Origin of the sequence: Streptococcus sp. 27098_8_82 (genome assembly GCF_041431615.1) — a bacterium.
Lineage (GTDB): Bacteria > Bacillota > Bacilli > Lactobacillales > Streptococcaceae > Streptococcus > Streptococcus sanguinis_K.
Genome location: NZ_JAPVYB010000001.1, coordinates 174,720 through 191,790, shown reverse-complemented (window position 1 = coordinate 191,790; position 17,071 = coordinate 174,720). Strand labels below are relative to the sequence as shown.

The window sequence follows — 17,071 nt, the reverse complement described above, 5'->3', positions numbered from 1 at the left end:
TCCCACGTCACTCGTCAATCTGATCAAGTGTAGTGCGGGCAAATGGGATGAACGTTATTGATTAGTCAACAACAGTGAATCCCATAGAACGAGCAGTACCTTCAATCATACGCATTGCAGACTCGATGTTTGCAGCGTTCAAATCTGGCATCTTAGTTTCAGCAATTTCTTGTACTTGCGCACGAGTAACTGTAGCAACTTTCGTTTTGTTTGGCTCACCAGAACCTTTTTCAACACCTGCAGCTTTCTTCAAAAGAACAGCAGCTGGCGGAGTCTTGGTCACGAAAGTGAATGATTTGTCTTCGTAAACTGAGATAACAACTGGAATAATCATACCAGCTTGATCAGCTGTACGAGCGTTGAACTCCTTAGTGAATCCCATGATATTGATACCGGCTTGACCAAGCGCAGGACCAACTGGTGGAGCTGGAGTAGCTTTACCAGCAGGGATTTGCAATTTTACAAGTTTTTCGACTTTTTTAGCCATTTTTAAATCCTCCTTTGTGGTTTTGGCGGTAAATAAAGATTTTTACCTCCCACAAGTATGCTTTTCGCATACCTTTCTATTATACACTAAACTTTGTTAAATGCAAGGAATTTTATCTTCTTTTTTGAATTTTTTGTGGTAAAATAATCTTATGACACTATTAAAGATTGCTTCGATTTTATTTATCTTTTTAACATTGATTTTAACCACTATTACAGTGCGAGTTTTTCAATTAAGGAAATACGGTTTAAACTTTGCGGACTTAGCTTTTCCGCTTTTTGTTGTGGAATTTTATATCATTTCAGATAAGGCCTACTACCACAGCTTGCTGCCCCAGCTGACTCTAGCTCTCTCAGTTCTCGCTATCGCCATCACCATCTATTTTCTCAAGAAAAAAAGGAGCTTCTACTATCCCAAGTTTTTCAAGTTCTTCTGGCGGGCTGGATTTCTTCTGACCTTCTTCATGTACCTAGCCATGGTCATCGGTCTCTTTTTGTAATAATGTAAAATAAACCCCATCGGTCACGAGTTAGCCGATGGGGTTTTCATATGCGGGACTTACAAGTCCTTCTTTTGCCGTGAAAGAAGAATCTTACGATGCTCCTAGTCTTATTCGTGAATCTCCAGAGGCAGGCCATCCGGATCAAAGAAGAAAGCCATCTTACGACCGTCAAAGTCGTCATAGCGCAGCTCGGTATGAGGAATCTCCAAACAGTCAAATTCCTCTAGCGTTTCTTCGACATCTTTCACTCGGAAGGCCAGATGCCGTAGACCTGTATGCTCAGGATGCGGCAGGGCTGGCCGCTTGGGAGCTTCTTCCTTGATAAAAATTTCCAGAGTCAGATTTCCCTTGCGGACATTAAAGAGAATATCCTGCTTGTCTGGCCGATGGTGTTCATCCAGCTGCTCAAAGCCTAGCTTATCCACATAAAACTCCCTGGTCTTGGCATAATCATGACCAATGATGGCTATATGGTGAATGGTGTCTAGTTTCATACTTTTTTCCTTTCCTTGGCAATGTGTAAGTAGAGAAAATCTGCCGGCTGACTGCTGGCAGATTTGTTTTTATCAAATGATTATCTTGCTAGCAGACTAGTGAAATTAGAATTAATTTGTCTGCAAAACCTTTCGAGGCTTGGTGCCTTCGGCTGGTCCGATAACGCCTGCCGCTTCAAGTTCTTCCATAAGACGAGTGGCTCGATTAAAGCCGACCGAGAGTCGCCGCTGAATCATAGATGCGCTGGCTTTCTGAGTCTCGATAACCAAGGCCTTGGCTTCTTCAAAGAGAGGATCGCCTTCATCATCGCCCCCACCAGTATCCAAATCACTTTCAGATACTTCACCAGGATCAAAACTATCGTCATAATCAGCTTCAGCTTGATTCTTGACGAAGGCTACGATTCGCTCCACATCTTCATCCGAGATAAAGGAGCCCTGCAGACGAACCGGGTGGTTTTCATCAATAGGCTTAAAGAGCATATCCCCACGACCCAAGAGCTTTTCTGCTCCATTTTCATCCAGAATGGTCCGGCTGTCTGTCCCGCTGGATACAGCAAAGGCAATCCGAGAGGGTACATTGGCCTTAATCAGACCGGAGATAACATCTACAGATGGACGCTGGGTAGCCAGAATCATGTGAATCCCAGCCGCACGCGCTTTCTGTCCCAGACGAATAATGGCGTCTTCCACTTCCTTGCTGGCCACCATCATAAGGTCAGCCAGCTCGTCCACGATGACGACGATTAAAGGCAGGGGAACTTGCTTGTACTCTGATTGGGCATTGTACTCGGCTACTTTAGCATTATAGCCAGCAATGTTACGGGCACCGACCTTGGAGAAGAGTTCATAGCGATTTTCCATCTCGTCCACAACCTTCTGCAGGGCGCGGCTGGCCTTGCGAGGATTGGTTACGACTGGAATAAGCAAGTGAGGAATGTCATTATAAACGGACAGCTCCACCATCTTAGGATCCACCATCATAAACTTGACTTCATCCGGTCTGGCTTTCATAAGAATGCTGGCAATAATACCGTTGACGGCCACAGATTTACCAGAGCCAGTGGAGCCCGCTACCAAGAGATGGGGCATCTTAGCCAAGTCAAAGGAGCGAACAGAGCCGTTGACTGCCTTACCAAGTGGGATTTCTAGAAGCTTGCTGGCATCCGTCTTAGACTGCTCCCAGAGTTCTCGGAAAGTCACGGTCGCAACTTCAGAATTGGGCACTTCAATTCCGACAAGAGATTTCCCAGGAATCGGCGCTTCAATCCGTACATCCTTGGCAGCCAAGGCTAGAGCCAAGTCATCAGCCAGATTGGAAATCCGATTGACCCGAACACCAACAGCTGGCTTGACCTCGTACTTAGTGACGGAAGGTCCGATTTCAGCCCGCTCAACAGCAGCCTTGATCCCAAAACTAGCAAAGGTCTCTTCCAAAATCTTAATATTGTCGCGGACAATGCGCTTTTCTTTAGACTGATTCTTAGGCTTGTCGGGCGCAAAGAGGTTGATGGTCGGCAGCTTGTAGTCCAGACTTTCCTTGGCAGTAAAGTCCACTTCAACGTCTACATCTGCCTCCTCCGTCTCTTCTTCGCGACCAAAGTCCAGAGGCTCATGAGGATCATACTCTCCCACTTCCTCATAGTCTGCCTCGTCAAAGTCCACAGCTGTATTTGACAAGTCCTCGTCATCTAAAATCTCTCCTGTTTCAGAATCGACTTCAGCTTCCTCTTGCTCTACTTCAATGGCTTGCATAGCTGCCTGTGCAGCTTTCTCTTCCTGCTCCAAGAAACGAAGCTGCCGCTTTTCTTCCTGCTTCTCTCTCCAATTTTGAAAAGCAGCCATAGTCTTTTCTGAAATATCATAGATAGACCAAGGGCTCATAAGCAGACCGCCCAAAAGAATGAGCAGCAGGCCGAAGAAATAGGAGCCGATATTTGAAAAAAGGAAAGAGATAGGCGCGTATAAGAGAGAGCCCAGCAGGCCGCCTCCCGCGAAGGAGCTAACCTTAAAGGCTGTCAGATCAGTCAAGACCCTGCCTAGAGTTGTGGATAAGACAGCTGCTCCCTCTAGCTTCAACACACTGACAAAATAAGCTTGAAAAATTAACTCCAATCCCAAAAAGAGGCTGATAAATCCTGAAACTGTCCCCTCGTGCTTGTGCAGCCACTTGAAAAAAAAGAGATAGCCAAAGCTGGCCAGAATAGCCAGATAAGCCAAGCTTCCCACCAAGAGGCGAATCATATTATAAATGGTGACCCCAAAGGCGCCCAGCTTTATAGCTGCAAACAAAAGAATAAGAGCCAGCACAAAGGTGGCAATCATTCTCTTTATTGCTTTTTGTCTTTCTAATTCTGCTTTTGTCGGCCGACGAGTTGTCCGGCCTTTTTTCGTGTTTTTCTTAGTTGCCATAACCCTTATTATACCATATTTGAGCCTTAGATGAGAAATCTTTTATCTAGATTAGCAACAAAAAAACTTATTTATCCACGCAAAAAGAACTGGGCTAGCCAGTTCTCATTTCACTATCACAAAATTCTTATTAAGCCTCTGGCATAACCGCCCAGGCAATCAAGTAAGCCAAGACACCTGTACCTGCTGCACAGCAAAAAACAATACAAAGAATACGGACCAAGGTTGGATCTAAATCAAAGTAGTTTGCGATACCAGCACATACACCAGCGATTTTCTTGTTGTTGACATCTCTTGTCAGTCTTTTCTCCATGGAAAACACTCCTTATTATTTTTACACTGTTTATTTTACCATAACATTTCTCTATACACAAGTTCGCCTGCTATTAAACCCTCTCTTCAGATAAAATTTAATTACATCAAGATGAATTTGTTCACTCTACCATACTTTTAACAAGTCTCAGCAAAACTCTTGTTCTTGTGGTAGAATAGAGGGACATTTTAATTAGCTCACAGTAAAAATACATGAGGAGGAAGATAATGCGAGCCGGAGTCATTCTTCACAATCCCCAAACCAAGCAATTACTGCTCATCCACCGATGGGAAAATGGAGAAGAGTATTTTGTGATACCTGGCGGCGAAGCCGATTCAGGTGAGACTGCAGTCCAAGCAGCTCAGCGAGAAATTCAGGAAGAGCTAGGTTGGAGCTTGTCTGAAAAGCAACTGCAGCCAGCCTTTACTTTCAGAAATGGCCAACGCTTAGAAATCTATTTTCGTGTCACTATCAGCCTTACATCAGCCCCAATGATTCAGGGCGAGGAAGCCCTTCGCAGTCATGCCCAGAATATCTATCAACCTGAATGGCTAGACATAGAAGCAATTCGCAACCTAAACATACAGCCAGAAGGACTTAAAAATCTGCTCCTGGATTGTCTGACACAGGAGGGTTTGAAAAACTAGCCTAATTGTAGTAAAATATCAGTAGTTTACAATCTAATGTGAGAAAGGTTTTATATGAAAAAAATTCTTCTTATCAGCCTCTTATCAGGACTTGTCTTGGCTGGCTGCTCTGGTAAAGGTAAGAAAGAGGAGACTACTAGCTCCTCCAACTCATCCAGCAGTTCTTCGCTAGTGAGCTCTAGCTCTGACCCAGAGGAAACCAGCAAACTCCGTGAGCAATTCAAGGATGCCATGACCAACGAAAATGCCAACTTCCCGCAGCTATCTACAGAAGTTGCAGAGGATGAAGCGGAAGTCAAGTTGGTAACGACTGAAGGCGATATCCGCATCAAGCTCTTTCCAAAACAAGCCCCACTGGCCGTTGAAAACTTCCTAACTCATGCCAAGGAAGGCTACTATGATGGCGTTTTATTCCACCGTGTCATCAATGAATTTATGATTCAGACCGGAGACCCTAAAGGCAACGGCACTGGAGGCGAGTCTATCTGGAAGGGCAAAGACAAGTCTAAAGACTCTGGAAACGGGTTTAAAAATGAATATTCTCCATATCTCTATAATATTCGTGGTGCCCTATCCATGGCTAATGCAGGCCCTGGTACCAATGGCAGTCAGTTCTTCATCAATCAAAGCAAGAAAGACTTGTCTAGCCAAATGTCTACGGATTCCTTCCCAGCTAAAATCATCGAAGCCTATAAAAACGGTGGAAATCCTACTTTAGATGGCGGTGCTTATACCGTATTTGGCCAAGTGCTGGAAGGGATGGATGTGGTGGACAAAATCGCTGCCGCAGAAACAGACGACAATGACAAGCCTAAAAAAGATATCAAGATTGAAAAAATCGAGATTATCAAGGACTATGACTTCAGCAAATAAGCTTGCTGTCCAACCAATAAAGGAGGGAAATCAATATGATTATCTGGGGATATAAAGGTTATCAGAAAAACTTAGGACAGACCCAAAGCAATATCGAGTGTGCCAACTGCCACAACGTCGCACCTTGGGACATTATTGAAACCGGCAGGAAGTTTACACTCTATTGGATTCCTACCTTTCCTTATGGTAGAAAACATTACCTCACCTGCCCAGTCTGCCTGCACGGCAAACAGATTGAAAAGCAGGAAATCGAGCAGTTTTTGAATTATTAGTATTAAAAAGCGACTGAGACAAATCTTGTATCAGTCGTTTTTTGTAAGAGTAAACTATGAAGGCTAGTTATCTTATCGTGTGAGGATTTTTAAGAATAAAGCACTGTCGCCTTTATAAAAAAGGAAATGTCTTCTTCATTAATTCTCACATAACTGTTCCTATTTCCATAAATCATTTAGCATGACGCCCCTTTTTGCACTGTTTGCGATAAACGGCTGAGCGCAAACCTGTTTTACGACGTAGCTCAGCTCTTTTTTTCTTTCTTCTGATATAAAGGAGAAGCAAAATAAAGATCAGCACAAGAAGAATAATAGCTATACAAATCCAAGGAATCACATCTGTCCTCTTCTTACTTGATTTAGAAATGTTCTTCTCATTTGGAACTCGGTGACCTCTAACCAACAAGCGGTGACTATTTATCCCATAAGGGGTACAGGTAACCAGTGTGCAATAATCCTGATCTGGGTCAATGGCCAAAGAAGAAATATCCTCAGGCTCAACCGTCAAGGTCTGATCCACTTGATAAGTGATAGTCTTTCCCAAGACATGGATCATAAACCGATCTCCATTTTTTAATTTGTCAATATCTGTAAACAGCTTAGCTGAAGGCAAACCTCGGTGACCTGATATGACTGAGTGGGTCCCTTGACCGCCAACTGGCAGTGAACTTCCTGGAATATGCCCAATTGCTACTTGCAAAATAGCATCATCTGTCCCATGGTAAATGGGCAGGTTGGTTCCTAGCTTAGGAATTTCCACATAAGCCATAATGCCAGTCCCTGTAACATCTAATAGGCTATTGTAGTTGTTTTTTTCTTCCTCTGAAAGACGATAGTTAGGAACAACTCCTTTTTCGAGGGTTTGGTTATAGAACTTTGCAGCCTCTCTCATCTCATCTGCTTTACTCGTGTCTAGCTTTTCTACTTTATTTTCATAATTTGAAATAGCTTGCGACTGATGATAAGAGTTCCAAAGTTCACTTACAGTAGGGTAGAGTAACAATCCTATCCCACTAACTAAAAATAAAATTAGCAAAAAATTAATAAGATGTTTTTTCATAATATTTATTCAGTCGCATAAGAAAGGAAAAGAGATAGTATACTTCATCTACCTCTTCCTTTCTCCCTAAGATTACCTAGAGTCAGCGCGTTTCTTGATAATAAATAGAACTCCAGCACCAAGAACTAGGCTTGTTCCGATTAGGTAAAGAATGGTTGTTCCAATTCCACCTGTGTTTGGCAGAAGAGCACCTCGCTTATTGACCACTTTCAGGGTGATTACACCAGTATTGACATTAGAATCAAATGTCGCGGTCGCTGAAGTTGCTGTCAGATTTGTCAAAGCTCCTGTGGAGTCGATTGTACCTGAAATGGTAAACTCGACATCTTTCATAGCATTGTAGCCCACTGGAACTGTACTTTCCACAAGCTTGTAGTCACCCGAATCCAGCCCCATAAAATCAAATCTGCTGTTTGATCCAGCTTCAAACTTTTTAATCTCAGTGTATTGGTTATTGATCTTCTTATAAAGAGTAAATCCTGCACCAGCAAGAGCTGCTTGGTTTTCTTTGACCTTATTCACTGTCAGCTGGTAGGTATAGACATTTGCCTTGGTTTCAGGAGTTTCAGTAGTTGAAGAATTATTTCCATTTGGATCATTTGAATAGGTCAGGCTAGCTATATTAGGATTTCCTACCCCACCCATTATAGGATAATTGTTTAAACTTGCAGTGTAGCGAACGACAATCTTACTAGATGCTGTAACTTCTTGATTGCCTTTAAGATCACCAGCAGTTATCGTAATGACATTGCCTGTATAGGAAATTGGGAAAAATGTTGAAATGTCTTTTTCAGTTCCACCTTCTTTTAGATAAACTCGAGCATCATTATTATAGGTCATTCCAGCAGGAATCGTATCCTTGATTGTAAATACATATTGCGGAAATTCAGCATAGTTGCTTGGAAGAGTTGCGGTAATTTGGAAAGGAATATTTTGTCCAATTCTATATTCCGTCGCTGCAGTATAATTTTGAGAGCCATTAGCTTGAACTTGTTTTGTAAGAGTTGGAACATCTGCTTTCACGGCTACAGTTGTATCCTTGGCCACTTGCAGCATAAATCTAGTATAGGCTTGACCACTTCTATTATCCAATGATCCCCGACTATCCTTAATAAGATAGTAACCAGGTTTTAGTCCTGAAATGGTTGTCGTACCTTGCTGGGATTTAACGGTTGTTACACCTGAACCTGATAAATATTGATTCAATTCTTGGGCAAAGGCTTTAGCCTCCGCAGAGTCGTTTTGCTTACCGTTTAAAGAAGCTGCTTTTTCAGATGCATCTCCAAAATGAGTTCTACCTGCTCCAGTAACCCCAGGTCCCCACTCAATATTGGTCAAGGTGTTGCTAGCATCTAAAGTCCCTGAAAAAATATGATAGACTTCATAAGTGTGACCAGTTGTTGTTCCGGTCAGTTGGATGGTGTAGGTCGTTGTATCAGCCGATACGACCGGTAGCCCTGCAAAAGTCAGGATAAAGACCAAGACGGTCATCAATAGTTGTTTTAATTTTTTCATTTTAATCTCCTTTGAGGAGGGAGATGAATGAAACGTTCATCACTTCCTCTAGTTCTCCTTTTATTTTGTTGAAACACGTTTTTTGACTACAAAGAGCACGCCTGCTCCAAACACAAGACTTGTGCCGACTAGGTAGAGAATGGTTGTTCCGATTCCACCTGTGTTTGGCAGAAGGGCTCCTTGCTTATTGACCACTTTCAGATTAATGTATCCTCTATTTACATCTGTTTCAAAGGTTGCTGTTGCGGATGTAGATGTCATATCTGTTAAAGCTCCAGTCGAATCAATAGTTGATGTAATGGTAAATTCAATATCTTTCATAGTATTATAACCAGCTGGTGTCGTGCTTTCGACTAGCTTATAGTCACCTGCGTTAATACCATAAAAATCAAAGGTACTACTTGAGCTCGCTTCAATCTTTCTCACTTCGCTATATTGGTTATTAATCTTTTTGTAAAGAGTAAAGCCTGCACCAGCTACACGCTCTTGTCTTTCGTTAACCTTGGTCAATCTTAAGCGATAAGTATAGACTGTTGCCCTACTATCGAGAGTTTGGGCAGTTGTACTGGCATTATTATTTGGATTGTTTGAATATTTTAGACTAGCCGTATTTGAATTCCCGGTCGTTCCTAAGGTAGCACTATCTTTCAACCTGGCGGTGTAACGAATCACGATTTTACTATTTTCATTTACGTTTGGCAGAGTTTTTAGATCCGCAATGCTGACCGTCAATCCATTGTTCGTAGTGATGGAAAAGGAGTCTGTAATTGCTACTTCTGAACCACCTTGTTGTAGATAAACTTGAATATCACCATTATTGATCATTCCCGAAGTCATACTGTCTTTGACAGAAAAGTGATACTTGGAAAAGTCTCCGTAGTTACTTGGAAGAGTCACAGTAATTTGGAAAGGAACGGTATCCCAAATTGCATAGTCAGTTGCTGATATGTAGTTTTCAGAGTTGCTAGCTTTTACTTGTTTTGTAAGAGTAGGAACATCTGATTTTATAGCTATTGTTGTATCCTTAGCAACTTGTAGCATAATGCTAGTATAGGCTTGACCTTTTACATTATCTAAAGACCCATTACTATCTTTAATCAAGTAGTAACCGGGCTTTAGTCCAAAAATGGTTGTCGTTCCTTGCTCAGATCGAACTCTTGTTCGCCCAGCAGCAGATAGACTATTCGACAATTCTTGAGCAAACGCTTTAACTTCAGAGGAGTCATTCTGCTTACCACTTAAGGAAGCTGCTTTTTCAGATGCATCTCCAAATTTTGCTCTATCTCCAATTGCAACTCCTGCCCCCCACTCGATATTAGTCAGGACATTATTAGCATCTAAATCACCAGAAAAAATGTGGTATAGTTCATAGACATGTCCTGAAGAAGTTCCAGTCAGTTGGATAGTGTAGGTCGTTGTATCAGCTGATGCGGCCGGCAGACCGGCAAAGGTCAGGAAAAAGACCAGGATGGTCATCAATAGTTGTTTTAATTTTTTCATTATAATCTCCTTTTAAGGAAGAGACTGATTTCCCGTTCAGTTCTTCTGATTTTATCCTATTTTTTATTCACTCTTTTCTTTAACATCCATAAGATTCCTGCACCTAGCACAAGCCCTGTACCACTCAGGTAAAGGATAGTCGTTCCAATTCCACCTGTGTTTGGCAGAAGAGCTCCTTTTTTATTGACAATTTTCGTAGTAAAAATTCCATTTGTCAATTCATAAGTAAAAGTTGCTCTGTCCGAAGTTGCTTGAATAGCAGTTCGAGTAATTGGCAATGTCGGATCGTAGGTTACTCGTAGCCTAAACTCAATATCCTTCATGGTGTTGTAGCCTTTTGGAGTGATTGTTTCTACTAGTTTATAATCTCCAGATCCCAGTCCTTTAAATCCTGAGAAATTACTTCTTTTGTATTCTTGTGTAGATCCAACCTTTACATACTGATCGTTTACTTTTTTATAAAGAGTAAACTCTGCTCCTGGAAGAGCTCCTCCCCTTTCATCCACCTTATAGACATTAAGTTGGTAGGTATGAATCTGAACTTTGCTTTGGGGCGTTGTCCCGATTGATTTTGCCAAAGCCGTATTGGGGTTATTAGAAAAGCTTAGACTAGCCACGTTCATGTTAGTATTAGCACTGGCATGTGTTGTTGCGTATTGATTCAGTTGAGCAGTGTAGCGAACCACAATCTTACTTGAAGCATCTACATTTGGCACCTGCCTCAAATTACTAGTTGCTATGGTTAAATTACGAGACGATTCTACAGAAATATTAAAATGGTCAGTTATCAAGCTTTCTTCATCACCGCGTTTTAGATAAACTTGCACATCATTATTATAAGTCAAACCAGGCATTAAACTATCATTAAAAGATAGCTCATACTCAGAATAATCATCCAAGTTCCTTGGAAGTGTCGCTGTCAGTTGAAATGGAACCATGTCACCGATGGAATAATCTGTTATAGTCGTTTCCTCTCCCGTCGTACTTGACTTGGTGACCTTAGTAAGACTAGGAACATCAGACTTAATTGCTACTGTCGTATCTCTTGCCACCTGCAGCATAAAACGAGTGTATGTCTCATTTTTTTTGTATAAGGTATTATTTACTTCCTTAATCAAATAGTAGCCTGGAGCCAAGCCAGAAATAGTCGTTGTCCCATTTTGGCCTGATACTGTTTTTCGTCCACCGCCGGATAAGTATTTTGAAATTTCCTGAGCAAATTCTCTTGCTTCTTGCGAATCATCCCCTTTAGCACTTAAAGAGGCTGCTTTATCGGCCGCGTCTCCAAATCTTCTTTTACCTGAATCCCAAATTCCCGGAGCCCATCTAATATTGGTAAGAGTATTCGTTGCTGGATCGAGGTCTCCAAGAAAAATCGGATGAGCTTCGTAAGTATGGCCTGTTGATGTCCCAGTCAGCTGAATGGTATAGGTCGTGTCTGCTGATACGACCGGAAGGCTGGAAAAAGCCAAGACAAAGACCAAGACCGCCATGACCAGCTGTTTTATCTTTTTCATTATAATCTCCTAATTTTTTCTTCACTCAAGCTTGATCTTCGAGATATCCCATTCCTCTTCAAAACTTTCGCGATTTCCTATCTTTTTCTTTATTGAAATTTCCTATATAGTTTATTTCGGACAATCAGCCAAATCGCTGAACCCAATGTGATGACAGAACCACCCCAGAGGTATAAAAGGGTTCCATTCCCACCTGTTTCTGGAAGGACATATTTTTTTATAGCTGTCGGATTGCTCGTTCTATTTGTTTCTAATGTAAACAGATCTGTCGATACTTGAGCTGAGCTTTGAAGAATGTGCCCATCTACATCCTGATCCACTCGGACTTTAAAGGACACTTCTACTGTCTCCTCTGGTGCCACCCTTCTTCTCCAAGTTAATCTTCTATTAGAAAAGTCATCATATACGGTTGAACCATTGACATAGTCCGTATGTTCAGGTAGTTCATCGGTAATGGTGACATCCAACTCCCTATCACTGGTATTTTTGTAGGTGATTTTATAAGTTAGAACATCATTGGCCTTGACTTCTTGATTATCAATATTTTCATTATTTTTATTGAAGACTTCTTTTTTTGGCTTTTCGTATTCTTGAAAATTCCATATTCCAGTGAAAAGTACATCTTGATTTTGAATCGTGTCAGATTCTTTATCATAGTTTTGGAAAACCCAATTTCCTTCTGAAATACTGACTAGTCTTTTATTCCCTTTGGGGGAATCCGGTGTAACCGTCGAACCATTTTCTAGGTCATGTTGATCTTGCGGTAGCAGATTCAAAACTTCTTGAGGAAGAGATTTATCCTGAGTTCCACTTTCAAATTGGTAACTTTTCTTGTAGTGCACATTAGTTGTAACGATTTCTGATGAAACAGGGATATTATCAATTTCTTGTGTGACCCTATTTTCAATAGGCGCTCTATTTTGTAAAATGTTATCGTTTGTTTTTGTCTTGTATATAATAGTAAATTCTTTCCCAGCATTGCTACTGGTCAGGTGCTTGGCATTGATTGCCACCGTTACCTTTTGTCCATCTCTGGCCAGTGTATAGTCAGCACCTTGGGTCAACGTCCGACCGTCCAATTGAAGGGTCAAGCTCTGAAAATCCAAACGATTGTCCAAAGTTTCAACCATCTGCATTGAAGATAGAGAACCAATGACGTCCTTACCAGGGGTTGGCATAGTAAATTTGGCTGTATAATTGAGAGATTCTCCAGCAAGGGCAGGAAGCTTATCCTTTGAAGCCTGCTTCACTGGTGCCTTTGGAGCCTCTGTATAAAAGCCAAACAAACCGCCACTACCTGCCGTCGTTGTAAATTCAAATCGAACGGCGTTAGTTTCAGAACGAACCGCAAATCCTGAAACATTGTGTTCATCACTATCTCCCTGCGTACTCCTTGTAGGGTGCCATGTCGTTTTATTGTCTACTAGAGTTTCATTAAGGGCATAGGAAGTGTTTTTTACGATTTTATTTAATGCTATATCTTTATCATATATTGAAAAATTTTCTTCTCGACCGAGTGCATTATAGACCACATCAATATCAGACGGCAACATGACCATCTTTAGATCTGTGGGCGTTCCGTCCTGATATCTCAATTCTGCAGTGACATCCGTATCCAGAGCAAAGCCTCCATGCATATCATGAGTAAGAGTTGGATGCGGTGGCCAAATATAGTCCATAATCTGGATGGATTTGCTTCCCCAGTTTTCATCCACTGTCAGAAAGGGGACAAGCGTCTTATTTGGATCCTGGTAGTCTGCATTTCTCTGAACCAGATGAGTATCTATACTATGGAAGGTCACATAAACATCAACAGCCTTGCCATTAACAATACCTGCATTGTTAAACCGCAATTGAATAGGGCTATTAAAGGTTTGCTGAGTTTGGTTTTTATCTACTCTTAGCGAGAAGACCGTACTTTCTTTCCAATTCCCATTAGCTGGGATAAAATCCCTTTCGACCGAGGCGCCTTGACTTAGGACCTCCATATTATCCTGAGTCAAGGTAAACTGATAAATATCAAGCGTTGATAGATTCGTGCTTTCAGTAAGCTCAGTAACAGCATAGACTGCTGAAGAAAAGAGCACAAAAATAAAAGTCAACCCAAAAAGAAATGACTTAACATATTTTTTCATAAGGTATTTCATAATAATTTCCATTTAGTCTTCAAAAAAGAACTGCTTATGGATATACTAGCAGTTCTTTACATATTTGTCAAGGTGTCTAAATAAAATTGAGCACCTTTTAGACTTGAAATTTCTCTTGATTGTCAACTTTCAATTTGATTAAAAACAATGCTCTTAAGTCAACTGGTTAAAATCCCAAATCTGGTCCATCCATCCTTCATAGAAATCAGGCTCGTGGCAGACCATGAGAATGCTGCCCTTGTATTCTTTAAGAGCTCGCTTAAGCTCCTCCTTGGCATCTACATCCAGATGGTTGGTCGGCTCGTCCAGCACCAGAACATTATTTTCTCGGTTCATGAGGAGGCAAAGACGAACCTTGGCCTGCTCTCCACCTGAAAGGACCTGGATCTGGCTCTCAATGTGCTTGGAAGTCAGACCACATCTGGCCAGAGCTGCTCGGACTTCTGCTTGATTAAGGGCCGGAAAGGCATTCCAGACTGCTTCCAGCGGTGTCTGACGATTGCCGCCCTCTACTTCCTGCTCGAAATAGCCAAGCTCCAGATAGTCCCCACGCTCGACTTGACCTGTGATAGGCGGGATAATCCCCAACAAACTCTTGAGCAGGGTTGTTTTTCCAATCCCATTTGCCCCGATGATAGCTACCTTCTGATTGCGCTCAAAGGTCAGATTAAGAGGCTGGGTTAGCGGTCGGTCGTAACCAATCTGTAAATCCTTGGCTTGGAAGATAAAGCGGCCAGGTGTTCGGGCAGGCTTAAAGTCAAAGGTAGACTTTGGCTTCTCACTCTGCAGCTCAATAATGTCCATCTTATCCAGCTTTTTCTGACGTGACATAGCCATATTACGGGTCGCCACGCGGGCTTTGTTGCGAGCCACAAAGTCCTTGAGGTCCGCAATTTCCTTCTGCTGGCGCTCATATGCTGCTTCCAGCTGAGATTTTTTCATCTCATAGACTTCCTGAAACTGATAGTAGTCGCCAGAATAACGAGTCAAGTGCTGATTTTCCACATGGTAGACGATATTGATCACATCATTCAGGAAAGGAATATCATGCGAGATCAGAACAAAGGCATTTTCATAGTTCTGTAGATAACGCTTGAGCCAGTCAATGTGCTCAGCATCTAAATAGTTGGTTGGCTCGTCCAAGAGCAGGATATCTGGTTTTTCAAGAAGCAGCTTAGCCAAGAGAACCTTGGTCCGCTGCCCACCAGATAGCTCCGTCACATCACTCTCCATACCGTAGTCCATGACGCCCAGAGCCCGTGCAACCTCGTCAATCTTGGCATCTAAAGTATAAAAATCTCGGCTCTCCAAGCGGTCCTGCAGCTCGCCCACTTCTTCCATCAGGGCATCAACATCCGCTCCATCCTCAGCCATGTTCATATAGATTTCATTGATGCGGGCCTCGGTCTTGAAAAGTTCGTCAAAGGCCGTGCGCAAGACATCGCGGACAGATTGGCCTTGCTCCAGCACAGCATGCTGATCCAGATAGCCAGCCGTCACATATTTGGACCACTCGACCTTACCTTCGTCTGGCAGCATTTTACCCGTCACAATGCTCATAAAGGTTGACTTTCCCTCACCATTGGCACCGACCAGGCCGATATGCTCACCCTTAAGCAGACGGAAGGATACATCCTCAAAAATAGCCCGGTCTCCGAAACCGTGGCTGAGATTTTTTACTTCTAAGATACTCATTTTTTCTCCTCTATCATTGATTGCAGTTCCTTGATTATACCATCAAAAGGGATTTTTTTGCAAGACAGAAGAAAAGGAAAAGCGAGCCACTTAGGTCTCGCTTGCTTATTCTCAATTCGCATGATGTGTATGCTTGGTAATCCACTGGGTCAGTTTGATTTTCAGCCAAAAGCCATAAATACCACAGGTAACAATGGTCAGGAGCCACCACTTAATCCAATTCCCAAAAAGCTGCATGGCAGTACCATCAAAATAAAGACGGTGCCCGTCAATAACTGTATGTTTCACCTTCCAATTATACAGAATACACATGCCCCAAGGTGCACAAATTCCTAGCGTAAATACTGTAATCAAGGTAGCTAAAATCACATGACCGATGTAAGAAAAGAGACCACCATCAAAATAAGACTCGTTGTACATACTATCTCCCCCTTTAAACCAACTCTTTCAGAAATTGAATCAGGGTTTCTGCAGAGCGTTTACCAGCTTCAAGAATGAATTCATCAAAAGTGACATTGGCATCATGGCGAGCTGTGTCGCTCATTGCCCGAATAACCATAAAAGGCAGACCAATCGAATGTGTAGCTTGAGCAATAGCTGCGCCTTCCATCTCGACAGCCAAGACATCTGGAAAATGCTCCTTGATGCGATCAATCTTGTCTTGACCTGCAACAAAGCTATCACCTGTCGCAATCAAACCTACCTTTGCCTTTTGATTGGTCTTATCCAAAATTTTCTTCATTTCAGCAACCAGATAGCGGCTTGCTTCAAAATAGAGCGGCTGCCGTGCCATCTGACCGTAGTCATAGCCAAAGGCCGTTACGTCCACATCATGGTAGACCAGACGATCTGCGACCACCACATCACCGATAGCCAAACCTTCTGCCACTGCTCCAGCTGAGCCTGTATTAATCACAGCTGTAACCTTGAAATCATTGACCAGAACAGCCACACTCATAGCGGACATAACCTTGCCAATCCCGCTTTCGACCAACACCACTTCATGGTAGCCGATGGAGCCCGTATGATAGACATGCCCCAAACGCAGGTGCTTCTGCGGGTTTTCTAAATGCTCCAGCAGAATCTTCAACTCCTCAGGCATGGCTGCGATAATTCCAATTTTCATATAATACCTCAAATCATCTGATGAAAAAGAAGCTTAGACAGGCTAGGCTTCCTTTTAAGTGCAATAGAGCAGGTTTTTAAGGCCACCAAATAATAGCAGCAATCAAACCAATCAGCAGGATAACTACCCAAAGGAGAATCTTATTGAGTTTGGCTTGAAAGAGGCTCCGCTTTTGGTTTTCAATCCGACGGCTCTTAGTCACGGTCGGATCAACCTCAATGTGCAGAGTCTCATCCGTAAACTCCTCTTGGTTTTGAGCAGTCTGATAGCTAAAACGACTCTGATTCTGCTGAGACCGAGTTTCTTCATAACCAAAGCGGTTTTGAGGGCTTTGATAGCCAAACTGAGTATCCTGTCGGCTAGACTGCTGCGAGCTAAAGGAGCTTCTGCCTGTTGAAAGAATCTTGGTTTCCTCGTCATCCATGAAAGGCGGCCCCGAAATATCCTCACCGCGGTTGGCCCGCTCAATGATTTCATCTGTTAATAAAGCTTTTCCCATTGATCTACGTTC

17 protein-coding genes are annotated in these 17,071 nt (G+C 42.4%); 4 read left to right on the top strand and 13 right to left on the bottom strand.

The window, feature by feature from the left end:
- Positions 1-61: 61 nt before the first annotated feature.
- Positions 62-487 (bottom strand): 50S ribosomal protein L11, encoded by a 426-nt coding sequence (gene rplK / locus O3627_RS00960; RefSeq protein ID WP_002894851.1) that lies wholly within the window; start codon positions 485-487, stop codon positions 62-64.
- A 151-nt stretch (positions 488-638) separates the two neighbouring features.
- Between rplK and O3627_RS00955 the strand changes: the two genes are divergently transcribed.
- Positions 639-986 carry a DUF3397 domain-containing protein gene (locus O3627_RS00955; RefSeq protein WP_002897148.1) on the top strand — a complete coding sequence of 116 codons (348 nt, stop codon included), beginning with the start codon at positions 639-641 and terminating at the stop codon, positions 984-986.
- A 110-nt stretch (positions 987-1,096) separates the two neighbouring features.
- On the opposite strand, the gene O3627_RS00950 is transcribed toward O3627_RS00955, so the two are convergent.
- The 3 genes from O3627_RS00950 to O3627_RS00940 all read right to left on the bottom strand — a co-directional run bounded on the left by O3627_RS00950 (position 1,097) and on the right by O3627_RS00940 (position 4,208).
- The gene (locus O3627_RS00950) at positions 1,097-1,483 is read right to left on the bottom strand and encodes a VOC family protein (protein WP_002920687.1); all 387 of its coding nucleotides are present in this window, start codon (positions 1,481-1,483) and stop codon (positions 1,097-1,099) included.
- 111 nt (positions 1,484-1,594) lie between these two features.
- Positions 1,595-3,895, bottom strand: coding sequence for a DNA translocase FtsK (locus O3627_RS00945; RefSeq protein ID WP_125410463.1), 2,301 nt, complete (start codon positions 3,893-3,895; stop codon positions 1,595-1,597).
- A gap of 130 nt (positions 3,896-4,025) precedes the next feature.
- Positions 4,026-4,208: a PspC domain-containing protein gene (locus tag O3627_RS00940; RefSeq protein WP_002897145.1), complete on the bottom strand. Its 183-nt coding sequence runs from the start codon at positions 4,206-4,208 to the stop codon at positions 4,026-4,028.
- Between the two features lie 227 nt (positions 4,209-4,435).
- On the opposite strand from O3627_RS00940, the gene O3627_RS00935 reads away from it, so the two are divergent.
- Genes O3627_RS00935 through O3627_RS00925 form a run of 3 tightly spaced genes read left to right on the top strand, consistent with a single transcriptional unit; the run spans position 4,436 to position 6,000 of the window.
- On the top strand, positions 4,436-4,855 hold the full coding sequence (locus O3627_RS00935) for an NUDIX domain-containing protein (RefSeq protein WP_371621238.1): 420 nt from the start codon (positions 4,436-4,438) through the stop codon (positions 4,853-4,855).
- Between the two features lie 54 nt (positions 4,856-4,909).
- Positions 4,910-5,728 (top strand): peptidylprolyl isomerase, encoded by an 819-nt coding sequence (locus tag O3627_RS00930; RefSeq protein ID WP_002912980.1) that lies wholly within the window; start codon positions 4,910-4,912, stop codon positions 5,726-5,728.
- Positions 5,729-5,763: 35 nt separating this feature from the next.
- Positions 5,764-6,000: a zinc-ribbon domain-containing protein gene (locus tag O3627_RS00925; protein ID WP_343091930.1), complete on the top strand. Its 237-nt coding sequence runs from the start codon at positions 5,764-5,766 to the stop codon at positions 5,998-6,000.
- A gap of 172 nt (positions 6,001-6,172) precedes the next feature.
- Here O3627_RS00925 and O3627_RS00920 read toward each other — a convergent pair whose 3' ends face one another.
- From O3627_RS00920 to macP, 9 genes are all read right to left on the bottom strand, one after another.
- Positions 6,173-7,060, bottom strand: a complete 888-nt coding sequence (locus tag O3627_RS00920) for a class C sortase (RefSeq protein ID WP_343091931.1) — start codon at positions 7,058-7,060, stop codon at positions 6,173-6,175.
- A gap of 72 nt (positions 7,061-7,132) precedes the next feature.
- Complete coding sequence (locus tag O3627_RS00915) at positions 7,133-8,575, bottom strand: isopeptide-forming domain-containing fimbrial protein (RefSeq protein ID WP_125382787.1); 1,443 nt, start codon at positions 8,573-8,575, stop codon at positions 7,133-7,135.
- A 60-nt stretch (positions 8,576-8,635) separates the two neighbouring features.
- Positions 8,636-10,075: an isopeptide-forming domain-containing fimbrial protein gene (locus O3627_RS00910; protein WP_125382788.1), complete on the bottom strand. Its 1,440-nt coding sequence runs from the start codon at positions 10,073-10,075 to the stop codon at positions 8,636-8,638.
- A 56-nt stretch (positions 10,076-10,131) separates the two neighbouring features.
- Entirely contained in the window at positions 10,132-11,592 is a 1,461-nt protein-coding gene (locus O3627_RS00905) for a SpaA isopeptide-forming pilin-related protein (protein ID WP_125382790.1), read from the bottom strand.
- A gap of 89 nt (positions 11,593-11,681) precedes the next feature.
- Positions 11,682-13,739: an Sgo0707 family adhesin gene (locus O3627_RS00900; RefSeq protein ID WP_260468534.1), complete on the bottom strand. Its 2,058-nt coding sequence runs from the start codon at positions 13,737-13,739 to the stop codon at positions 11,682-11,684.
- A gap of 153 nt (positions 13,740-13,892) precedes the next feature.
- Positions 13,893-15,434, bottom strand: coding sequence for an ABC-F family ATP-binding cassette domain-containing protein (locus O3627_RS00895; protein WP_125382793.1), 1,542 nt, complete (start codon positions 15,432-15,434; stop codon positions 13,893-13,895).
- 111 nt (positions 15,435-15,545) lie between these two features.
- Positions 15,546-15,854 carry a DUF898 family protein gene (locus O3627_RS00890; protein WP_125382795.1) on the bottom strand — a complete coding sequence of 103 codons (309 nt, stop codon included), beginning with the start codon at positions 15,852-15,854 and terminating at the stop codon, positions 15,546-15,548.
- A gap of 13 nt (positions 15,855-15,867) precedes the next feature.
- Positions 15,868-16,560: a 5'-methylthioadenosine/adenosylhomocysteine nucleosidase gene (locus O3627_RS00885; RefSeq protein ID WP_125382796.1), complete on the bottom strand. Its 693-nt coding sequence runs from the start codon at positions 16,558-16,560 to the stop codon at positions 15,868-15,870.
- Between the two features lie 76 nt (positions 16,561-16,636).
- Positions 16,637-17,059, bottom strand: a complete 423-nt coding sequence (gene macP, locus O3627_RS00880; RefSeq protein ID WP_125382798.1) for a cell wall synthase accessory phosphoprotein MacP — start codon at positions 17,057-17,059, stop codon at positions 16,637-16,639.
- Positions 17,060-17,071: the final 12 nt, after the last annotated feature.